This window comes from Arthrobacter sp. P4_H3 (assembly GCF_056400885.1).
Window position 1 is genome coordinate 1 of record NZ_JBFUKK010000029.1, and the last position, 18688, is coordinate 18688.

Sequence of the window (18688 nt, forward strand, 5' to 3'; positions counted from 1 at the left end):
GCCATGGCCGCGGCAGCGTGGGCGTATCCGTCGGCGAAGTGCACTTTCAGCGCAGCCATCATGGCTTCCATACTGCCCGCCGCAGTCATACCGTCCAGGCATGCGTCCGCTTCGTCCTGAAGAGGGTTGGGACTCGAAGCCACATTCCCGGCCCCGCGACGGGCACATGCAGCCAGAGCAACAAGGGAGGCCGCCATGGCCTCCAACGTCTCCGCAACTGCTTTGCCGTCCATACCCACAGCATGACAGGAGGCACTGACAATTTTCGCCGGCATCAGAGTGGCACAGTCAGCCTTCCAGGATCTGCCTGATCCCGAACTCTCCCACGGAGAACATCCGCGGATTGTCGTCGGAGTTGCTCAGCATGGCGGTGGACAGGATGAGGGCCCAGCCCCGGGCCCGCGTCCAGGTGTCGCTGTCCACTGCGGCACCAAAGGCGTCCATGAAGCGGTGGCGGGCGCCGGCGTCGAACATCAGCCACCCCACCGCAAGATCGACCGCCGGGTCCCCTGCCCCGACGTCGCCGAAATCGATGACGCCGGCCAACGAGCCGTTGTCGGCCAGCAGGATATTTCCCGGGTGAAGGTCCCCGTGGAGCATCATGGCCGGACCATCCCAGGCTTTGGCGGCACAGGCCTGCGCCCACAACGCTCTCAACGCCGCTGCCTGCGGGTAGCGTTCGCGGTCCCCGAGCCGTTCCACCAGCGCGGAATCACGGTCCGTCAGCGGCACGCCGCGGAAAGGATTCACCGGGACGCCGGATTCGGCGGGCACGTGGAGGGACAGGAGGAAATCGGCCACGCCTTGAGCGGCCGGCCCGCGGCCTGCCGGGCCAACGTCGGCCGCGGCGGCTCCGGGGACCCACCGCACGATGCTCCACGGCCACGGAAAGTCCGACGTCGGCTGGCCTGCATGGACGGGGACAGGAACCGCAACCGGGGAGCGGCGGGCTATGTCGGGAAGGTAGCGCAGCTCGTGCAGTATCAGCGAAACAGCCTCCGCCCTGCGCGGCAGCCGGACGGCGAGGTCGTCGCCGAGCCGGAAGGTCGCGTTGTCCCAGCCGTTCGCAACCCGCGCCAAGGGACGATCGCCGAGGTCGGGCCGCTGGTCCCGGACGAGGCACTGGACTACCGCCTCATTTACTTCCACCGTGGCTGGTGGCATTCCCGCCATTTAGAGGTCCGCCTTCCTGCGATGCAATCCGTCATTTCCGTTGTCCGAATATAGTTCAGATCCCCGGGAGCAGGTGGGGGCGCCCTCGGTCGTCCCTGGGCGCAGGCGTCGTGATCAGGTACCCGTTAGGTCGGGATGTTGCGGATGGGTATGATCCGGGAGCATGAGCGCAACGCCGAGCACCACTGGAACTGTCCGGGCTGTCTTCCTTGACGTGGACGGCACGTACGCGGACTACGGCGTCGTACCCGAAGGCCATGTGCGGGCTGTACAGGCGGCGCGGAAGGCCGGACACCGGGTCTTCCTTTGCACGGGGCGCCCGGTTTCAATGTTGCCCCCGAGCATCCTCGCCGCTGGTTTCGACGGCCTCGTGGCCAGCGCCGGCGCCTACGCCGAGGTGGCCGGGATGGTCCTCGTGGACCGGCGCTTTCCGGCGGACCTTGCGGCCAGGACGGTCCGGGCGCTCGACGCTCACGACGCCGTATATGTCCTGGAAGCGCAGGAGGCGCTGCACGTACCACCCGCAGCGCTGGAACGCTTGCGGGCCATCCTTGACGCCCATTTCGAACAGGCACCCGAAGGCCCGGTAGGTTCGTCCGACATCCTCCGGGCAGTGCGAACCAGCTCCAACCGTGCCGACGTGCCGTTCGCCAAGGTCTCCGTGTTTGACTCCCCCGTTGCAATGGAGAGCTTGGTCTGGGAAATCGGCGGGGCCATTGCAGTGGTGGCCAATTCGGTGGCCGACGAGGGCCGGCATGCGGGGGAACTGTACCAGCGCGGAATCAGCAAGGCCGACGGCGTCGCGGCCGTCGCCGCCCATCTGGGCATCGCCCAGGCGGACACGATTGCGGTGGGCGACGGCGCCAACGACCTGGAAATGATCGCCTACGCAGGCGTCGGTATCGCCATCGAAGGATCACTCCCGGAGCTGGTGGCGCTTGCCGACCGCACGGCCGCTCCTCCCCGTCAGGAAGGGCTCGTTGCCGCCTTCGCCGAGCTCGGCCTCATCTGATCCGGCCCGATTAGAGTCATTCGCTCCTGGGTCCTAAGGGTGACCTTAAGTCAGCATCACAAGGTTGCGGCTTCTTCTTCGGCCAGTCGGGTCAGGCGAAGTTCGTCCTCCGCGGCGCGGGTGGGCCAGTAGTCCCTCGCCAGCTCACTTGCCCGGGTGAGGTCTGCTGCCGGGAAGAGCTTGCCGAGCAGTCCGGCTGCCTGAAGCAGGGCGATCAGCACTGTGGTCCTGACATCGGGCCCTTTGGAAGCAGGCTTGGCATCAGGGGTCCCGGCACCAGGCTTCGTGGAATCAGTCGACTCAGCATCAGAGGCCTCGGAATCAGGCGCTTCGAGATCGGCCGGCGCACCGCTGAGCGCGGCCTCGATCTTTTCCAGGAGGGCTGCCTCCGGAGCGTGGTCCTTGTGCGGGTACCGCACGGGCCGGAACCGGCCCAGGTGCTTTTCACCGACATGTTCCACGATGCCCAGTGATGCCATTCCCTCGTAGACGCTCTGCACTTCGGCGCGGCTGTCCAGTACGGAGACCCACCATTTGGGAGTGCGGGGCCGCGATTTACCGCGGATGAGCTCCAGTTCGTGCTGGAACTCCGTCGTCGGGTCGGTGCCGGTAGCCCTGACATATTTCCCCTGCAACCCGACCGCGCCGAGCAGGTCCAGCTCGGCCAGTATCGCCCCTGCCACCGTGGTCCTGAGTGCGAACAAGGGCACTTCAGGTTTGCCGTTCTTATCGTTCGTAGCCAGAAGGAGGAAAGCCTGGGGAAGGCTCAACTCCGCCGCCTTTGGCGTTTCAGCGTTCATAGCATCATGGTGGCCCAGTTGGGCGGTCACCACAATGAGGATTTACAAGCCTCGCCGGGTTTCCGCTGGAGAACGCAGCAAAAACCTACAGCGCCGACCAGCCACCCTCGGATGCGAGGCCCGGGGTGGTGGCTAAGCGGGGGCCAGTGCCCGTACCGAGTTCCGTTCCACCGTGGGACAGTGGATCTTTGTGGGGGCAGCGGCCTGTGCTTCTTCAAGGCCCAGAAGCATTCTCACTCCGGCCGCGCCCAGTTCGTAGTGGGGTAGAGATACGGTGGAAAGTGGAGGCCGGAGGTGGGCGGCGATGACTTCCTGGTTGTCGAATCCCACCACTGCAATGTCGTCCGGTATGGCGAGCCCGCGCTCGCGTAGTCCGTCGTATAGCCCCATCGCCATTCGGTCGTTGTAGCAGTACACGGCCGTGACATCGCGTTTGAGGAGTTCCTCGGTCGCTCCGTACCCGCCTTCCTGATCTGGATAGGCTTCCAGGACCAGGCCCGCATCGAACGGAATGCCTTCGGCTTCCAGCGCTTCCTTGTAGCCCTGGAGTCGTCCGTCCTTTGCCGGGGCGGGAATGGTGGCATTGATGAACGCGATTCGGCGGTGGCCGTGCTTCAGCAGGATTTCCGTAGCTGAACGTCCGCCTTGTATTTCATCCGGGACGACAGCCCGGGCGCCGGATTCGGCAGAAAAGCAGTTGACGAGGACGAAGTCCGATTCCCGAAGAGATGCCGGCACGTCCGTGGCCCGGTGGAACCAGGTCGAGTAAAGAATGCCGCGGACCTTGTACTCGAGCATCATCGCAATCGCGTCCGTCTCAAGTTCGCGGTTGCCTTCGGTATTGGCGATGAGAAGGGCGTAGCCGTGCTTCCAGGCCTCATCCTGGGCGCCGTGGATGATCTGGCCGGCGAAAGGGGTGGTGGCGATGGCGTCGGCGACCAGGCCGATGAAGCGGGAACTGCCGCTGACCAGGGTTTGCGCCATGGCATTTGGCCGGTAACCCAGGTCCCGGATCGCGTCCCGCACCCGCTTGCGGGTCTCGTCGGAAATCCGTGCGGCCTTCTTCTTGTTCACGACCAGGGAAACGGTGGCAGTGGAGACACCGGCGGCCTCGGCAACTTGCCGGAGGGTGACGGGTTGAGGGCGTGGGGGACGTTCCAGCGGGGCAGCCGCCCCCGATGGCGTGACCGAACTATTCTCCTGCGAAATCATGTGTCCTCCGTCAGGAGTATATCCGTCTGTTCTTGCCGTCATCCTTTGCTCGCCCCGCTCTCAAGGCCTTGGATCATGGCCTTGTTGAGCACGAGGAAGACCAGCAGCAGCGGGGTGATGGTGACGCAGACGGCGGCGAACGTGGCTGTCCAGTCGGTCTTGCCCATGGCTCCGATGTAGTTCTGCAGGCCCAGCGGGATGGTCTTAAGTTCCTCGGAGAGGACGAAGGTGTTGGCGAAGATGAAGTCGTTCCAGATGAAGATGCTGTTGACCAGCACGACCGTCACGACAGTGTTCACCGAGAGGGGCAAGGTGATGAGTCCGAAGATCCGGTAGGGCCCGGCTCCGTCGAGTGACGCCGCCTCGTACGTTTCCCTGGGGATGTATTCGAAGAACGAGGAGAAGAGGTAGATCGACATCGGCAGGGCGAAGCCGGCCAGGGGGATGATCATCGATGGGTAGGTGTCGAGCAGGTTGATGGTTGAGTAGTCGATGAAGAGCGGTACCAGGGCGATCTGCACGGGCACGATGATGCCGATCAGGAACAGGCTGCGGACAATCTTGCTGAAGCGGAAGCCCAGGACCTGGAGGGCGTAAGCGGCCATCATTCCCAGGAGCACAATCAGGAGGTTGGCGCCCATCGTGACGATGAAACTGTTGAGGATGTTCATTCCGAGATTGCCGGTCTCGAAAGCACGGGCGTAGTTTTCGAAGGTGATCGCCTTCGGGAGTGCGAAGGGGTCGCCGGTGGCGAAGTCGTGTTCTGTGCGCAGGCTGGTGATGAACAGCCAGGCCAGCGGGTAGACCTGCACGATGACGATAAGGGCGATGATCACCTTTGACAGCGTGCCGTGGAGGCTGGGCTTGCGTCGCCTGCGGAGCGGCGGCTGGCTGTCTGGCATGACGGTGGTGGGCCGTGTGATCGGAGCTGCTGGCGCGGTCATGCGTCCGCCTTTCGTTTGAGCATGAAGAGGATGAGTCCTACGGCAACCAGGCACTCGACGACGATGAATACGGCGATGGTACTGGCGTAACCGAAGTCGGTGCTCGTGAATGCCGTCTTGTACATGTACGTGGTCAGCAACTCCGAGGACTGGCCGGGGCCGCCGTTGGTCATGAGGTACGGGATGTCGAATCCGCGCAGGCCGTAGGTCGTGGCCATGATCGTGGTGGTGATCCAGACGGGCATGATGTGCGGGAAGCGGATCTTGGTGAACAGTTGCCACCGCGACGCGCCGTCGAGGCGGGCTGCCTCCTCAAGTTCCTGCGGGACAGACAGCAACGCCGCGTAGATGATGAGCATGTAAAGGCCGGTGAAGCGCCAGCCCTCGGGCGCCGATACTGCGGCGAGAACGGTGTGGATGTCCGAGAGCCAGGGACGTTCCAGGGCACCGAGGCCGATCCAGTGCAGGAGCTGGTTGAGCAGGCCGACCGGTTCGATCGAGTAGATGCGCACGAACAGGAACGCGATTGCCACGGTTGAGATCACTGCCGGCAGGAGGTAGAGAGTTTTGATGAGCTCGCGGCCGCGGCGCATGGAGGTGAGGAGGCTGGCCACGAGCAGGGCGCCGCCGAGCTGCAGGACCAGGCAGATGGCGAGATATCCGAGGGCGTTGAAGAAGGAGCGCCAGAAGATGTCGTCTCCGGTGAGCATCCGCACATAGTTGGCGAGCCCCACGAACTCCATGTCGCTGATGCCGTTCCAGGAGAAGAAACTCAGGAACAGCGACTGCATGATGGGGAACAGCACCGCGACGCCGTAAAGCAGCAAGGGTGGGAGCAGGAAGACCAGGACAGAGAGTCGTGACCTATTGGGAAGCATGGCTAGGCCTTTCGGGTGGGGGCCGTAGCCCCCACCGCTGTGATTACTTGAAGAACTTCGGGGCGTTTTGCGCGATGGTGCTGTCCATCGTGCTGGTGAACTGTTCGGGCGTGATGTTGCCCTGGACCAGGAGCACGAGCTCCTGCTGCAGCCTGCCGTTGGTTGTGGGGTCGAGCTGGGTGTCCCACGGCATGGCCTGCTTGTCCCCGAGGTCGTTGGCCATGTCCAGGGCCTTCTTGTACAGGGGGGTGGCGTTGGCCGGCACGGCTGTCTCTACGTTTGTAGTCGGCGAAAGTGCACCGGTGGCCGCGTATTCGGACGGGTACTTCTCCAGCGCAAACTTCAGGAAGTCGCTCACGAGCGGGTCGTATGTCTTGGAATTGACTGCCATGCCGATACCGGACGGGGAGACGAATTCGTTGGCTGCAGTGACTGATCCTTCAGTGGTCGGGAGGGTGAAGAAGTCGATGTCATCCCGCACTGAGGGGTTCAGCTTGTCTGTTGCCAGGCTGGGCAGTTCCCAAGTGCCGATGTTGTACATCGCTGCCTGACCGGAGGTGAACTGGTTCTGGGCGTCGGAGTACCCCTGTGAGGAAAATCCGTCCTGGAAGCACTTGGCCTTCCCGAGCGAAGCCAGCCACTCGACGGTCTTCTGGCCCGCGGGGTCAGAGAACTTTGCTTCGCCCTTTTTGAGCTTCTGGATGAAATCCGGTCCGCCTTCACGGAACGGCTGGTAGGCGACATACCGCTCCAGAGGCCATTGGTCCTGGCCATCGATGGCGATAGGGGTGATGCCGGCGTTGCGCAGGGCAGTGCACATGGCGGGGAGGTCATCGAGGGACTTCGGGGCGGACACTCCCGCCTTCTGCAGCAGGGCCTTGTTGTACCAAATAAACTCCAGCTCGAACTGGAACGGAATCATGTTCAGGGACCCGTCGTCGAAGCGCTGGTAGTCCAGCGCGCTGGGCCGGTAGCTGTCGTAGACGCCAAGGGATTTGAGCAGCTTTTCGGCGTCGACCATCTTGCCCTGTTTGGCCAGCTGCTGGGCGAAGGGTGTGGCGTCGGTGTCGAAGAGCTCGGGAAGCTTGTTCGCGGCGGCCAGGGTCTCAAGCTTCTGGATGTAGGAGGGCCTGTCCGGCGTCGTGATCAGGTTGAGCGAGAAGCCCGGGTGGTCCTTGGCGTAGTCGTCCGCGATCTTCTTCATGATGTTGATGACGGCCCCGTCGGCCGGCCGGGACAGCAGCCACGAAATCTCACGGGGCTTGACTTCCCCGGTGGGACTGACGTTGGAAGGGTCACTGGCTGCTCCGCTGCCGCATCCGGCCAGAGCGAGGGCTGCGGCCGCTGCCACGGCGGCTGTTCGGAATAGCTTCTTCATGGGATAAATCTCCTTTGATTCGAGCCGAAAGTGCTGTGAGTGTTTAGGTGTCTGTGCGCTTGCGTATCTGAAGTTCGGTAAGAGTTGCGGACCCCTCCCCGGCGAAGACGCCGATCCGCCCCGCCGGCAGGTCGTAGATCCTGGTGCTGAGGGCGACCTGCCGATCCAAAACGGCGACGCACAGGTCCCCGTCCACGACGAGTTCGAGGGTGTGCTCCCCGGGAGTCAGGTCGCAGGGGCGCTCCAGTTCGACGTCGTACGGAATGTCCCCGGAGACATGCCATTGCGCGTCGCCGGTGACTTTCCGCGGCCACCGGTCGAACACCATGCGGCCGCGCTTCGGTTCGAGGCGCAGAACGTAGGACTGGTCCCCGTCCTGGCTTGAGCGCAGCAGCAGACCGCATTCGGTGGTGTTGGGGCCGATGTCGAGTACTGCCGAGGCGTAGAACTGGCCGGGCAGTTCTTCGTCGGAGACGATGGCGGTGTACCCGTCTGGTACTTCCAGTCGTATCGGCAGCCCGCTTGTCAGGGATACCGGGACGTCCTCCCAGAAGCTGTCCACGAGTTCGTCGGCCAAGGCGAATCCCAGGGTTCCGTCGGGGTTTTGCCGGGCCTCCAGGACCGACATCGTGCCGGCCCACTGCCAGGGCCCGTCATCGGTGTTGCCTTCCTTGCTGGCGATCCAGCCGAAAAAGAAGCGGCGTCCGTCGCGTTCGGCGGTCTTGGATGCGTAGAAGGCGCGGCCGTCGATGGTGTCCAGGGTCGGTACGCTCCAGGGGCCGTCGGGGCTCTTGGCCATGCGGTACCGGGTGGTGAAGGATTCGGAGAACTCCGAGTAGACCAGGTACCACCAGTCGCCCCAGGAGAAGACGTCCGGGCATTCTTGGGTGATGTAGCGGCGCGGGTCCCAGAACGGTTCGGTGTGCTGCCAGGTCATCAAGTCGCTGGAGACGCACTGGGCAATGACACCGCGCCGACGTTCCGGCCCGGTGGAGTGCCGGGCCGCCAGCAGCATCCGCCATTGGCCCGCGGCCTCGTCCCGGAAGACGAAGGGATCCCGCCAGTCGCCGGACTCGTAGCCGTCCGGGGCGCCGAAGGTGAGTTCCGGGTGCTTCGCCCAGGTCTGCATGCCATCTGTGCTCGTGGCGTGCATGACGAGCTGAAGGGGCGCACCGTCCGGTCCGACGTTGCGCGGGTTTTGGCCTGTGTAGAACAGATGGTGGATGCCGGTTTCATCGACGACGACGCTGCCCGTGTAGGCGTTGAAATCCAGGTCCGTTTCACTTCCGTGCCTTAGGGAAACGCCTTGGTCCTCAAACTGCGTGAGGTCTTTGGTGGTGACAAGGTTCCACGAGGTTCCCGGCTTCGGGTCTGCCCGGACCTCGTGAAGGTAGAAGAGCCAGAACTCCCCGTCCTTCTCGAAGGGGATAAGGTCTCCGACCCATCCATCGGTGGGTTGGAAGAAGGCTGAGCGTTTCATCGGCGCTGACGTCCATTCTGCTTAAGCGTTTGATCATGAGTAATCTAACCCCCGGCCAGAGTTTGATCAAGCGTTTTAGCAAAATTGGATTTTTAATCTTTCGTTGTCCCCGACAACGGTGACTGAGCGTGGGCCCGACGGTCTATCCGCTCCTCAGTTCAAGCGGGTTACTGATTCGTCGTGTTGGCTCTTCTGCCGATTCTGAGACCGGCCCAGAATGCCAGGACGAGCAGGCCGGTGACTGCTACTGCCAGGCCGATCTGCGTCCCCTGACTTACGAAGGCCACGCCGCTGCCCAAGAAGACCTGGTTGCTCAGCGGCGCGTAGGCGAACCAGCCAACGCTGGCACTCGCGTTGCTCCAGGCGACGAGGCAACCCACCAGCACCGCGACGAGGCCCACCGCGGGCAGCACGGCGGCAGATACGCGGGCGGGCTTGTTTGGCTTACGTTCCCCGGATGTGTTGTCTTCCCCCATGCAGGCGAGTCTAGCGGGGCAACTAACCGCGCCGTCGTGCGCTGTGGGTTAGCGCCGAACAGCCTTCTACTTGACCCAGTCGGCGTCGCCGTAGGGGCGGCCGCGGAAGTGGGCGCGAAGGTACTCCCCCACCACGGCAGCGCCCAGGTCCCCGGTCTCGGGTGCCACCACCCGGCCACCAATCCGGCGGGCCATCCGCTGGACGAACCGTTCCAGGCCGGGGTCGCTGCCGAGCCGGAAGAACGTGGCCTGCGTGCCGGCACGCCCCAGGCGGTCCAGTTCGGCCACGGTAACCCGGATGGTCTCCGGGTCCGGCGGGTAGTCGAACCAGGTCTCACCGTCGGCCAGCAGGTGCGCGGTTGGTTCGCCGTCGGTCACCACCAGGAGGACCGGCTGCATCGAGGGGTGCTTGCGGAAGAACCGGCCGGCCAGCAGCAAGCCGTGGTGCAGATTGGTTCCCTTGTCCCGGAAGGCCGGCAAGGCCGTGAGCTCGCCGATGTCCATGGTCTGCGCGTAGCGGCCGAACGTGATCAGCTGCAGCCGGTCGCCGCGGAAACGCGTTGAAATTAGGTGGTGCAGGGCGAGCGCGGTGCGTTTCATGGGCACCCAGCGTCCTTGGGCGGCCATCGAGAAGGACACGTCCACGAGCAGGACCACGGCTGCCTGGGTGCGCGCCTCGGTCTCCGCCACCTCGATGTCATCCGCGGCGAGGCGCAGTCCGCGGGCCGGATCGCCGCCGTCGGCAATCGTCCGGCGGATCGCGTTGGTGATGGTCCGGGTGACGTCCCAGGGCTCGGCGTCGCCGAACTCCCACTGGCGGCTGGAGCCGGTCTGGTCCCCGGCCGCCCCGGCAACACGCGTGTCCCGGCGCCCCTGCCTGCTGGCAAGCTGCTTGGCGGTGTCCCGCAGCAGCGCCCGCCCCAGCCGCCGCATGGCCTGCGGTGACAACCGGAGGTCGCCATCGGCCCCGCGCTGGAGGTACCCGCCGTCGTGCATTGCCTTCTCGATTTCAGCGAGGGTGCGTGCCGTCACGGCGGCATCCTGCCCGAGCTGGCGGGCCAGCGCGTCCAGATCCAGGTCGTCCAGGCGAGAGCCGTTGTAGGACTGGGAGAGCTGCTCGGACAGCTCGTCCAGCTCGGCGAGGTCCTGCAGCACGCCGGTGCCGTCGCCGAGTCCGAGCCCCTCCTCCCCCTCAAAGCGTTCGGAGCCGCTCCAGTCCTCGCCGGGGCGCAAGGCTTGCAGGTTGGCATCGAGTTGGCCCAGCTGTGCCATAAGCTCGGGCGAGCCGAACGCCTGGGCGGAAAGGTTCATCAGCTCCTCCCGCTGCTCCCGGGACATGGACTGCAGCATCCGCTGGGCTGCTGCCGCGCGCTGGGCCAGGGCGTCGATCAGTTCCTCGACCGATTGCGGATTCTCCGGAAAGAACTGGCCGTGCTTGGCCATGAAGTTCTGGAAGTCCGCATCGGTGTCCTCGCCGCGCCGGTGTTTGTCGAGCAGCCCGTTGAGGTCCTGCAGCATCTCGCTGACGGCCGCGCGGTCCTCATCGGTGGCGTTCTCGAGTGCCTGCTTCATGCCGGCGAACCGCTGGTCCAGGACCTCGCGGCCCAGCAGGTCCTTGATCCGTTCGTAGGCTTCCCGGGCGGTGCTCGACTGCCAGTCATAGGAGGCCAGTTCGTTGACCGCCGCCGCCGTGGACCGGGGCAGGTTCTGCAGCTGCATCTCCCGGAAGGCGCGGTCGGTGTTGTCCATCATGGCGTCGCGGGCCAGCTGTTTGCGCTCCTCCAGCACCGCGGTGTCCAGCAGTTTCCGGACTTCGTTGAGGGTGCCGTCCAGCTTGTGCCGGCCCAGAAGGTCCTTGCGCCGCTGCTGGACGCGGCCGGCGAGGTCGTCGAGGCCCTCCCTGCTTCTGCCGCCGCGCCGCAGGAACTCCTGCAGGGCGTGCCGGGGCGAGTAGCCGGCCATCACGTCCTCGGCGACGGCGTCGAGGGCTTCCGCCAGGTCCACCGGCGGGGCGAGCGGGTCAGGTCCGCCCCTGTACCGGCTGTACCTGGACCGGTTGTGCACGCTCATGGGCCCTCCTCTAGCGTGGCTGAGCGGCTTGTTAGCCGTAAATTGTCTCCTCGTCGTCGGACTCCTTGGCGATCCGGCGGGCGAGGTAAAGGCCTTCCAATGCCAGTTCGACGGCGGCGGCCCGCTGCCCGTCGTTCGTCGCACCCAGGCGCTCACTGATTTCGTCGTAAAGGCCGGAGCCGTTGAGGGAGGGGAGGTTCTGCAGGAACTCCCGCGCGGTGACCAGTTCCCCGGTGGTCACTGTGGTGTGGCCGTCGAGCGCGGCCACGAGTTCGCCCATGTCGATGCCGTGGAAGTGCGCCCGCACGGCCTCTGCGGTGGCCATGCGCAGGAGATGGTCCAGGATGTCCTGTTCACGCCCTTCCTCGCCGGACTCGAACTCAATCTTGCCCGCGAGGACTTCCACCGCCGCGTCCAGGTCGATGATCCGGGCCACGGCCTCGTCCTCGCCGCGCACACTGGCCCGGCGAAGGGCAGCCGCGGCGACGGTTTCGGCACCCGCAATGGCGAACCGAGCGGAAACCCCGGAGGTCTGGTTGATCGCCGGGGACTGGCGCAGCGCCCGGGTGTAGCGGGCCAGGATTTCCAGGATGACGGGCGGGACGCCGGCCACCAGCTGGCCTTCCTGCCGGATGACGGCCACCTCGTCGTCGAGCTCGATCGGGTAGTGGGTGCGGATCTCGGCGCCGAAGCGGTCCCGCAGCGGCGTGATGATCCGGCCGCGGTTCGTGTAGTCCTCCGGGTTGGCGGACGCGACGACGAGAACGTCCAGCGGCAGCCGCAGCACGTAGCCGCGGATCTGGATGTCGCGTTCCTCCATCACGTTCAGCATCGAGACCTGGATGCGCTCGGCGAGGTCGGGCAGCTCGTTGATGGCGATGATTCCGCGGTTGGAGCGCGGAACCAGGCCGTAGTGGATGGTTTCCGGGTCGCCGAGCCGGCGGCCCTCGGCCACCCGCATCGGGTCGATGTCGCCGATCAGGTCGGCGACGGAGGTGTCCGGCGTCGCGAGCTTTTCGACGTACCGTTCGGAGCGATGGCGCCATGCTACCCGCAGCCGGTCCCCCTCGGTGAGGGCGCGGGCGCGGGAGTGCTCCGTGATGGGTTCGTACGGGTGTTCGTTGAGTTCCGATTCCTCAATCACCGGCGACCACTCGTCCAGCAGCCCGGCCAGGGTGCGCAGCAGCCGTGTTTTGCCCTGCCCCCGTTCGCCGAGCAGGACGACGTCGTGCCCGGCCAGAAGGGCCCGCTCGAGCTGGGGCAGGACGGTCCGGCTGAAGCCGAACATTCCGGGCCAGGGATCACGGCCGGCCGCGAGCGCGGCGAGCAGGTTGTCGCGGATTTCGCGGCGCAGGTCCTTGTGCACGTGGCCGGAGGCACGCAGTTCACCAACAGTGAAGATATCGGGGCGATCGCTCACTCCTCTACGGTAGACCTCGCGCCGGGCCATGGCACCCCCTACCGCTCCGCGACTTCCCCATCCCTCGCAAGCTCGGGCGGGGGACCCCTGCCGCTACGCTTGGAATCTGATGACTGCAGTCATGCCGCCGGCGTCGCCGGCACCTCCATCGGGGCCGCCGCCGGGTCCGCCGGGAACGCTCCTCCTTTTGGTGCGCCATGGGGAGACGCCGACGACCGGCAGGGTGCTGCCGGGGCGGGCACCGGGGCTGCATCTTTCAGACCGCGGCCGTGCCCAGGCTGACCGGGTCGCGGAGCGCCTCGCGGACCTTCCGGTCGACGCCGTCTATTCCTCGCCGCTGGAGCGCGCCTGCGAGACGGCGGAGCCGACGGCGGCCCGGACAGGACGGGATGTGAAGCACGACGACGGCCTGCTCGAATGCGATTTCGGCGACTGGACGGGGGCTGCTCTGGCGGACGTCGCCGCGCTGCCGGAGTGGAAGACCGTCCAGCACAGCCCGTCGACCTTCCGTTTCCCGAATGGCGAGAGCTTCACGGAATTGCAGGCGCGGATGGTCGGAACGCTGGAGGCACTGCGAACTGCCCACGTTGGGGGCGTCGTGGTGTGTTTCTCGCACGCCGATCCCATCAAGGCCGCCGTCGCCCACTCTTTGGGCCAACCCCTGGACCTTTTCCAGCGGATCGTCATCAGCCCGGGTTCGGTGTCGGCCATCTCGTTTGTGGAGGGTCAGGCGCCCGCCGTGCTGATGGTGAATTCGACCGCGGAACCGCTGAGCGGGCTGAGGGGGCAGTGAGTTGGGCCAGCCTATGTCCGGTAGGGAACTGGGCCTGCTCACGCAGGGCAGCATCGAGCTGATCGGACGCATCCCGCGCAGCAGCAACGAGACGTTCCTCGTCCAGGTCTCGCGGGCGGACGACGCCGCGTACGCGGTCTACAAGCCCGAGGCCGGGGAAAAGCCGCTGTTCGATTTCGAGCCCGGCCTCTACCGGCGGGAGCGCGCAGCCTACCTGCTCAGCGAGTCGCTGGGGTGGGGCCTGGTGCCGCCGACGGTGATCCGGGAGGAGGCTCCTTTGGGGGTCGGCTCGCTGCAGTGGTTCATCGAGTGCGACTTCCAGGAGCATTACTTCACCCTGTTCGCTGACGCCCCCGAAACCCACCGCGAGCTGGCCCGCATCGCGCTGTTCGACTACATCACCAACAACACCGACCGCAAAAGCGGCCACGTGCTGCGCGGCGACGACGGCCGCGTGTGGGGCATCGACCACGGGCTGTGCTTCTCGTCCGGCTTCAAACTGCGTACCGTGATCTGGGATTTCGCCGGTGAGCCCGTCCCGGATGCCCTGCTCGAGGACATCGCTCCGCTGGCAGGGGCCGCGCCTCCCGACGTGGCCGAGCTCCTCGACGTCGACGAGGTCACCGCTTTGCAGCGCCGCGTGCGGCGCCTGCTCCGCGCAGGGGTGCTGCCGGTTGACCGCACCGGTATGCGCTACCCCTGGCCGCTCGTTTAGACCGCTTCCAGGCCCCGCTTCGGCGTTTTGTGACTCTCCGTCGCTAGCACTTCCCCGCGGCGCTACTGAGGAGTGCCGAATCCGCTGGCCGCCCGTCACGCAGGCTTGCCTGGCACTCAGCCGCGCGTCCGGCGACGTCGCCATGGACGGCATAAGTAATTGCCTCGACAACAGCGATTTGGCCGGTTGTGTCAGGGACGCCGGGAAATTGCACCTGCGGCGCCTCAACTGCGGCCACCGGCGACTCCTGCGTGGCCCTCATGCGAAGAATCGCGATGGCCGAAATAAGGCACCAGGCAACGTTCGTGACCACCGAGGGCCACGCTTCGTGGACCGCACCATTGACGATGAAGGCACATGCGCCGATGAGGTTGGCCACCTGGAAGCGCTTGCCGGCCTTCAACCAGCCCATGGAGACAGACAGGTATGCCGACAGGATCAGAACTGCCCCCGACCAACCTGCAATTTCCCACAGCAGTTCCATGATGTCCTTTCAGAAGTGGCGCCCTGCTGCCATCCGCCGGGCGGAGTGTAGATCATGGGCTAGGTGTGTTTTGGAAGGCCCGGATGTCCCTATAAGCCTGTCGTTTCAACAGCAATTATGAGTACGGCGCACCTTTAGAGCAATTGCATTCCACTGAAGACATGGTTTAGAACTACTTAACATGGACATCGATCCGCGCAGGCTGCGCGTGCTTCTTGCGATTGCGCGCACGGGCGGGGTGCTGGCCGCGGCCGACGAGCTGGGAATCAGCCCATCGGCCGTCTCACAGCAGCTCAACAAATTGGAAGACGAGACGGGCCACGCCTTGGTGGTGCGCACACCCAAAGGCTCAGTTTTGACACCCGCTGGCCTGGCTGTAGCGGAAGCCGGGGAGGAGATTGAACGTGCACTCAGCGTTGCTCGCGCCCGCATCGAAGGCGGGGCCAAAATTGCAGGAATCGTGCGCGTGGGCGGATTCACCAGCTTTGTCCGGACGGTGGTGATCCCGCGCCTGCCCGAGTGGCGCACCCAGTACCCGCAATTGCAGATCCGGATCGTCGAGGACGATTTTCCGGCCCTCATGCGGCTGCTCCGCCAGCGCCAGCTCGACGCGGTCGTGGTCGAGCTCGATTCGACGACGGCCGAGCAGCGTTCGCTCTCCGCCGGAATGACCGAGGAACCACTGCTTGATGAGCCTTGGAAGCTGGTGGTTCCCTCGGGTGCCCTGCTCACCACCGAGAACATCGACCTTGCCCGGCTGCCACTTCCGTGGCTCGGCGTCGAGCCGACAGCCGCCAACGCTGCGGTGCTCGGCCGGCTCCGTCAGTCAACGGGCGCCCAGATGGATACTGCGCACCAGTACCAGGAAACGCTGACCGCTCTCGCGCTCGTAGCCGCGGGCGAGGGTATTGCGATCGTGCCCACCTTGGCGTTGAGCGGCGTCAGCCATGACGGGGTGGACGTCCTGGATGTCCCCGGACTCGGAACCCGTCGCATCGTCCTGCGACGGTTCGACCGGCGGCGGTCAACCAGCACCCCGGTGGACACCGTCGCACGCCTGCTACGGGAATCAGCCGCGGCGTTCGACACCCGCTCGGCGTCCTGAACCGCCCTCGCCGGGATCCCGCCGCAGCAGCCAGCCCTAACCGTCCAGGCGCACACCGCGCAGCAGCACGAGCGTCCCGCCCACGACCGCTGCCGACGCCAGGAAGACTCCTCCTGCACCGAGCCCGGCCGCAACGACGCCGATCGCGCTGGGCAGCACCACCTGCCCTACCCTGTTGCCGGCCAGCCGCAGGGCCAGCGCACGGCCGCGCTGCCCCGCCGGGGCCTGTGCCGAAAGCCAGGACATGGTGAGGGGCTGGCCGATGCCGAGCCCCAAACCCAGGACAGCCATGACCACAAACAGCAGCCACACCGGCATGGGAATCGCCGCCGCGGAAAGTGCTGCCGTGGACAACGCCAGGCTGAACACCAACAACCGCATGCGCCCCAGCTTCCGGGCCATCTGGCCCAGCAAGAGCCGGGAGACCATGGAGAACACGGCGCGAGTGGTGAGCATCAGGCCCACCGTTGCCGCACTGAGCCCGCGCTCGGAACCGAGCGCCGGGAGGTAGACCATGGTCAGGTCCACCACGGCCAGGACGGTGGCGCTGGTGGCCAAAGCCCGTGCGACACCGGGTGTCTTCAGCAGCGAAAAAACGCCGCCTTTGCCGACGTCACCATCGCCAGCAACTGCTTTCCTTTTGCCGCCGCTGACCTTGGCCGATACGCCGAAAGTGGCCACGAAAAGCACCAGGCTCATGCAGGCGGACAGGAAGAAGATGGCCTGGGTGTCGGGGCGGACTGAGGCGCCTCCCACCAGGGAAATCGCCAACGGCCCCAGGGCCTGCCCCAGCGATGCCGCGAAGGTCAGGTAGCCGAAGGCAGAGTCCATCCTGGACGAAGCAGCGTTGTTGGCCACCACCGCCTGCTGCCCGACCACACAGGCAAGTTGGCCGGCACCGAGGAAAGCGGTGCCGATGACCAGGGTCACGATCGACGACCCCCACAGCAGCAGGAAAACAGAGCAGGCAAGAACCACCCCGGACCCGATCGCCATCAGCCGGCGCTCACCCAGGCGGTCCACCAGTCCACCCGTGGGGACGGCGAGCAACAGGGGAAACACTGCGTAGCTGGCGGCGAGCAGACCCAGCGCGAAGCCGGGAACATCCAGCTCGAGCGCCCGGTAAGTCGCGGCCGGCCGGACCAGGAAGGTTACCGCCTGGATCAGGGCGGAATGCGTGAGGAGGGTTGCGGCCGAGCGGCGTCCGAGTTCACCAATCATGAGGTGACGGGTTTGCCGCCCGTGATGGCACGCACCGCCGCGTCCCGGGCACCCATGACGTGGTCGAAGGCGAGCTTGGCGGCCTTTTCGGGCTTGCCGGCCGCCACCGCGTCCACCAGGATCCGGTGCTGTGCCAGGGCCTGGTCCCGACGTGCCTGCGTGCTGTTGGTGAAGTGCCGGTAACGCTCCATCTGGCTGGAGATCTGGTCATGGAACCGCAGTGCCCACGAATTCCCGGCAATCCCGGCGATTTTCGCGTGCAGGGCCATACCCTGTTTCATGGCTTCATCGGCAAACTGCACCAGGGCGGCGTTGCGCTCAAGGATTCCGTTGAGGGCTTCGATGTCCGCCGCCGTCGCCTTCACGCACGCCTGCCGCGCCATCAGCGATTCCATCGCCGCGCGAACCTCGTACAGCTCGGAAATTGCTGCCTCGTCCAGGGCCGGGACCAGCACGCCCCCGGTGGGTTGCTGTTCCAGCAGGTTCTCCGAAATGAGCCTCCGGATGGCCTCCCGCAGCGGCGTACGGCTCACCTGCAGGGCCTCAGCCATTGCCGGTTCATAAATGCGTGCCCCGGGCTTGAGCTCAAGGCTCAGGATCTGCCGCTTCAGTTCCGTGTAGACGACGTGGGCCCCGGTGTTCCGGGACGGTGAATCTGCCATGTGGTGACCTCCGACCCCATCATACTTGTATACATCTATACAAGTACACGAATGACGGACGACGGCGGGACGTCCCGCCGTCGTCCGCTTTGGTCATGCGGCGCCGCCGAAGTGCACTCGTTGCGGGTTAGGCAATAGTCTGGCCAGATGGGGACCAAGGCCGTGAACTCCGGCGAACAGATGGACAGGCAGTCGCGCATTCTCGAGGCGGCGATGGATCTGCTGTCCCGCCATGGGATTTCAGGCGTGAGCATGCGGGCGGTGGCCCGCGAAGCCGGCGTCGCCCTCGGCCTGGTTAACTATTACTACGACGACAAGACGAGCCTGATACGAGCAGCCCTGCGCCGGGTCGACGAGCACGACCTTCGGCTGGTGGCGCCCGACCCGTCGTCAGACCCGGAGGAACAGCTGCGCCAGGCCCTGCGGCGCGTGGCGGCCGCCGATCTGCTCACCACCCGCTACCTGTCCCTGCGCCTGCACCTTTGGGCCCTCGCCCAGGCGGACGAGGGCTATGCGCAGATCAACGCCGAGGCCTTCGACCGCTACCTCGACGGCCTCGCTGCATTGGTTTCCAACGCCCAACCCGCCCTTTCCTGGGAGGCATGCAGGGAGCGGGCGGCTGACATTGTCGTCATCCAGAACGGCATGTGGCTGACGGCGCTTCTCGGCGTTGATGAGGCCTCCATCCAGCGAAGCATCGCCCGCACGGAGCAGATCGCCTTCGCGCCGGTGCAGGACCAGACACTCAAGGACCATAGGCTCCACAACTCCTGAACAAACGGGGCAGTCGCCCCATGAAAGTCCATACGTAGCATTGAACGAGTGTTCAAAAAAGCATTGAACACTCGTTCAATCTGCACTATTG

18 protein-coding genes and 1 pseudogene are annotated in these 18688 nt (G+C 65.4%); 5 read left to right on the plus strand and 14 right to left on the minus strand.

Annotated features, from left to right (window positions below):
• Window positions 1-233 (minus strand): annotated as a pseudogene (locus tag AC1DRE_RS23275) (HNH endonuclease signature motif containing protein); the annotation flags it as partial.
• A gap of 55 nt (window positions 234-288) precedes the next feature.
• Window positions 289-1173: an aminoglycoside phosphotransferase family protein gene (locus tag AC1DRE_RS23280; protein ID WP_476986853.1), complete on the minus strand. Its 885-nt coding sequence runs from the start codon at window positions 1171-1173 to the stop codon at window positions 289-291.
• 163 nt (window positions 1174-1336) lie between these two features.
• On the opposite strand from AC1DRE_RS23280, the gene AC1DRE_RS23285 reads away from it, so the two are divergent.
• Window positions 1337-2185: an HAD-IIB family hydrolase gene (locus tag AC1DRE_RS23285; protein ID WP_476986854.1), complete on the plus strand. Its 849-nt coding sequence runs from the start codon at window positions 1337-1339 to the stop codon at window positions 2183-2185.
• A gap of 56 nt (window positions 2186-2241) precedes the next feature.
• On the opposite strand, the gene AC1DRE_RS23290 is transcribed toward AC1DRE_RS23285, so the two are convergent.
• The 9 genes from AC1DRE_RS23290 to AC1DRE_RS23330 form a co-directional block, all read right to left on the minus strand.
• Complete coding sequence (locus AC1DRE_RS23290) at window positions 2242-2985, minus strand: GOLPH3/VPS74 family protein (protein ID WP_476986855.1); 744 nt, start codon at window positions 2983-2985, stop codon at window positions 2242-2244.
• Window positions 2986-3117: 132 nt separating this feature from the next.
• Window positions 3118-4197, minus strand: a complete 1080-nt coding sequence (locus tag AC1DRE_RS23295) for a LacI family DNA-binding transcriptional regulator (protein WP_476986856.1) — start codon at window positions 4195-4197, stop codon at window positions 3118-3120.
• 38 nt (window positions 4198-4235) lie between these two features.
• Complete coding sequence (locus AC1DRE_RS23300) at window positions 4236-5141, minus strand: carbohydrate ABC transporter permease (protein ID WP_476986857.1); 906 nt, start codon at window positions 5139-5141, stop codon at window positions 4236-4238.
• Window positions 5138-6019 (minus strand): carbohydrate ABC transporter permease, encoded by an 882-nt coding sequence (locus AC1DRE_RS23305; protein WP_307050836.1) that lies wholly within the window; start codon window positions 6017-6019, stop codon window positions 5138-5140. The genes AC1DRE_RS23300 and AC1DRE_RS23305 overlap by 4 nt, the downstream gene beginning before the upstream one ends.
• A 43-nt stretch (window positions 6020-6062) precedes the next feature.
• Window positions 6063-7397 (minus strand): ABC transporter substrate-binding protein, encoded by a 1335-nt coding sequence (locus AC1DRE_RS23310; RefSeq protein ID WP_476986858.1) that lies wholly within the window; start codon window positions 7395-7397, stop codon window positions 6063-6065.
• Between the two features lie 43 nt (window positions 7398-7440).
• Window positions 7441-8877, minus strand: coding sequence for a glycoside hydrolase (locus AC1DRE_RS23315; RefSeq protein ID WP_476986859.1), 1437 nt, complete (start codon window positions 8875-8877; stop codon window positions 7441-7443).
• Window positions 8878-9044: 167 nt separating this feature from the next.
• Window positions 9045-9353 carry a hypothetical protein gene (locus AC1DRE_RS23320; protein WP_476986860.1) on the minus strand — a complete coding sequence of 103 codons (309 nt, stop codon included), beginning with the start codon at window positions 9351-9353 and terminating at the stop codon, window positions 9045-9047.
• A gap of 66 nt (window positions 9354-9419) precedes the next feature.
• The gene (locus tag AC1DRE_RS23325) at window positions 9420-11423 is read right to left on the minus strand and encodes a vWA domain-containing protein (RefSeq protein WP_476986861.1); all 2004 of its coding nucleotides are present in this window, start codon (window positions 11421-11423) and stop codon (window positions 9420-9422) included.
• Window positions 11424-11454: 31 nt separating this feature from the next.
• On the minus strand, window positions 11455-12843 hold the full coding sequence (locus AC1DRE_RS23330; RefSeq protein ID WP_476986862.1) for a sigma 54-interacting transcriptional regulator: 1389 nt from the start codon (window positions 12841-12843) through the stop codon (window positions 11455-11457).
• A gap of 109 nt (window positions 12844-12952) precedes the next feature.
• On the opposite strand from AC1DRE_RS23330, the gene AC1DRE_RS23335 reads away from it, so the two are divergent.
• Window positions 12953-13636, plus strand: a complete 684-nt coding sequence (locus AC1DRE_RS23335) for an MSMEG_4193 family putative phosphomutase (RefSeq protein ID WP_476986863.1) — start codon at window positions 12953-12955, stop codon at window positions 13634-13636.
• A gap of 13 nt (window positions 13637-13649) precedes the next feature.
• Window positions 13650-14351, plus strand: coding sequence for an SCO1664 family protein (locus AC1DRE_RS23340; protein ID WP_476986864.1), 702 nt, complete (start codon window positions 13650-13652; stop codon window positions 14349-14351).
• A 43-nt stretch (window positions 14352-14394) separates the two neighbouring features.
• Here the strand turns inward: AC1DRE_RS23340 and AC1DRE_RS23345 are convergent, their stop codons facing one another.
• Window positions 14395-14835, minus strand: a complete 441-nt coding sequence (locus tag AC1DRE_RS23345; RefSeq protein WP_476986865.1) for a CBU_0592 family membrane protein — start codon at window positions 14833-14835, stop codon at window positions 14395-14397.
• Window positions 14836-15016: 181 nt separating this feature from the next.
• Here AC1DRE_RS23345 and AC1DRE_RS23350 point away from each other — a divergent pair, with 181 nt between their 5' ends.
• On the plus strand, window positions 15017-15940 hold the full coding sequence (locus AC1DRE_RS23350) for a LysR family transcriptional regulator (protein ID WP_476986866.1): 924 nt from the start codon (window positions 15017-15019) through the stop codon (window positions 15938-15940).
• A gap of 36 nt (window positions 15941-15976) precedes the next feature.
• Here AC1DRE_RS23350 and AC1DRE_RS23355 read toward each other — a convergent pair whose 3' ends face one another.
• Window positions 15977-17161, minus strand: a complete 1185-nt coding sequence (locus AC1DRE_RS23355; protein ID WP_476986867.1) for an MFS transporter — start codon at window positions 17159-17161, stop codon at window positions 15977-15979.
• Window positions 17158-17823: a GntR family transcriptional regulator gene (locus AC1DRE_RS23360; RefSeq protein ID WP_476986868.1), complete on the minus strand. Its 666-nt coding sequence runs from the start codon at window positions 17821-17823 to the stop codon at window positions 17158-17160. Before AC1DRE_RS23360 ends, AC1DRE_RS23355 begins: the two co-directional genes overlap by 4 nt.
• Window positions 17824-17970: 147 nt before the next feature.
• Here AC1DRE_RS23360 and AC1DRE_RS23365 point away from each other — a divergent pair, with 147 nt between their 5' ends.
• Window positions 17971-18597, plus strand: a complete 627-nt coding sequence (locus AC1DRE_RS23365) for a TetR/AcrR family transcriptional regulator (protein ID WP_476986869.1) — start codon at window positions 17971-17973, stop codon at window positions 18595-18597.
• The last annotated feature ends 91 nt before the right edge of the window (window positions 18598-18688 follow it).

Coding starts and splice junctions, on each gene's coding strand:
- AC1DRE_RS23280 (WP_476986853.1), bottom strand. CDS start 1,173: ATGGCGGGAATGCCACCAGCCACGGTGGAAGTAAATGAGGCGGTAGTC.
- AC1DRE_RS23285 (WP_476986854.1), top strand. CDS start 1,337: ATGAGCGCAACGCCGAGCACCACTGGAACTGTCCGGGCTGTCTTCCTT.
- AC1DRE_RS23290 (WP_476986855.1), bottom strand. CDS start 2,985: ATGAACGCTGAAACGCCAAAGGCGGCGGAGTTGAGCCTTCCCCAGGCT.
- AC1DRE_RS23295 (WP_476986856.1), bottom strand. CDS start 4,197: ATGATTTCGCAGGAGAATAGTTCGGTCACGCCATCGGGGGCGGCTGCC.
- AC1DRE_RS23300 (WP_476986857.1), bottom strand. CDS start 5,141: ATGACCGCGCCAGCAGCTCCGATCACACGGCCCACCACCGTCATGCCA.
- AC1DRE_RS23305 (WP_307050836.1), bottom strand. CDS start 6,019: ATGCTTCCCAATAGGTCACGACTCTCTGTCCTGGTCTTCCTGCTCCCA.
- AC1DRE_RS23310 (WP_476986858.1), bottom strand. CDS start 7,397: ATGAAGAAGCTATTCCGAACAGCCGCCGTGGCAGCGGCCGCAGCCCTC.
- AC1DRE_RS23315 (WP_476986859.1), bottom strand. CDS start 8,877: ATGAAACGCTCAGCCTTCTTCCAACCCACCGATGGATGGGTCGGAGAC.
- AC1DRE_RS23320 (WP_476986860.1), bottom strand. CDS start 9,353: ATGGGGGAAGACAACACATCCGGGGAACGTAAGCCAAACAAGCCCGCC.
- AC1DRE_RS23325 (WP_476986861.1), bottom strand. CDS start 11,423: ATGAGCGTGCACAACCGGTCCAGGTACAGCCGGTACAGGGGCGGACCT.
- AC1DRE_RS23335 (WP_476986863.1), top strand. CDS start 12,953: ATGACTGCAGTCATGCCGCCGGCGTCGCCGGCACCTCCATCGGGGCCG.
- AC1DRE_RS23340 (WP_476986864.1), top strand. CDS start 13,650: ATGTCCGGTAGGGAACTGGGCCTGCTCACGCAGGGCAGCATCGAGCTG.
- AC1DRE_RS23345 (WP_476986865.1), bottom strand. CDS start 14,835: ATGGAACTGCTGTGGGAAATTGCAGGTTGGTCGGGGGCAGTTCTGATC.
- AC1DRE_RS23350 (WP_476986866.1), top strand. CDS start 15,017: ATGGACATCGATCCGCGCAGGCTGCGCGTGCTTCTTGCGATTGCGCGC.
- AC1DRE_RS23355 (WP_476986867.1), bottom strand. CDS start 17,161: ATGATTGGTGAACTCGGACGCCGCTCGGCCGCAACCCTCCTCACGCAT.
- AC1DRE_RS23360 (WP_476986868.1), bottom strand. CDS start 17,823: ATGGCAGATTCACCGTCCCGGAACACCGGGGCCCACGTCGTCTACACG.
- AC1DRE_RS23365 (WP_476986869.1), top strand. CDS start 17,971: ATGGGGACCAAGGCCGTGAACTCCGGCGAACAGATGGACAGGCAGTCG.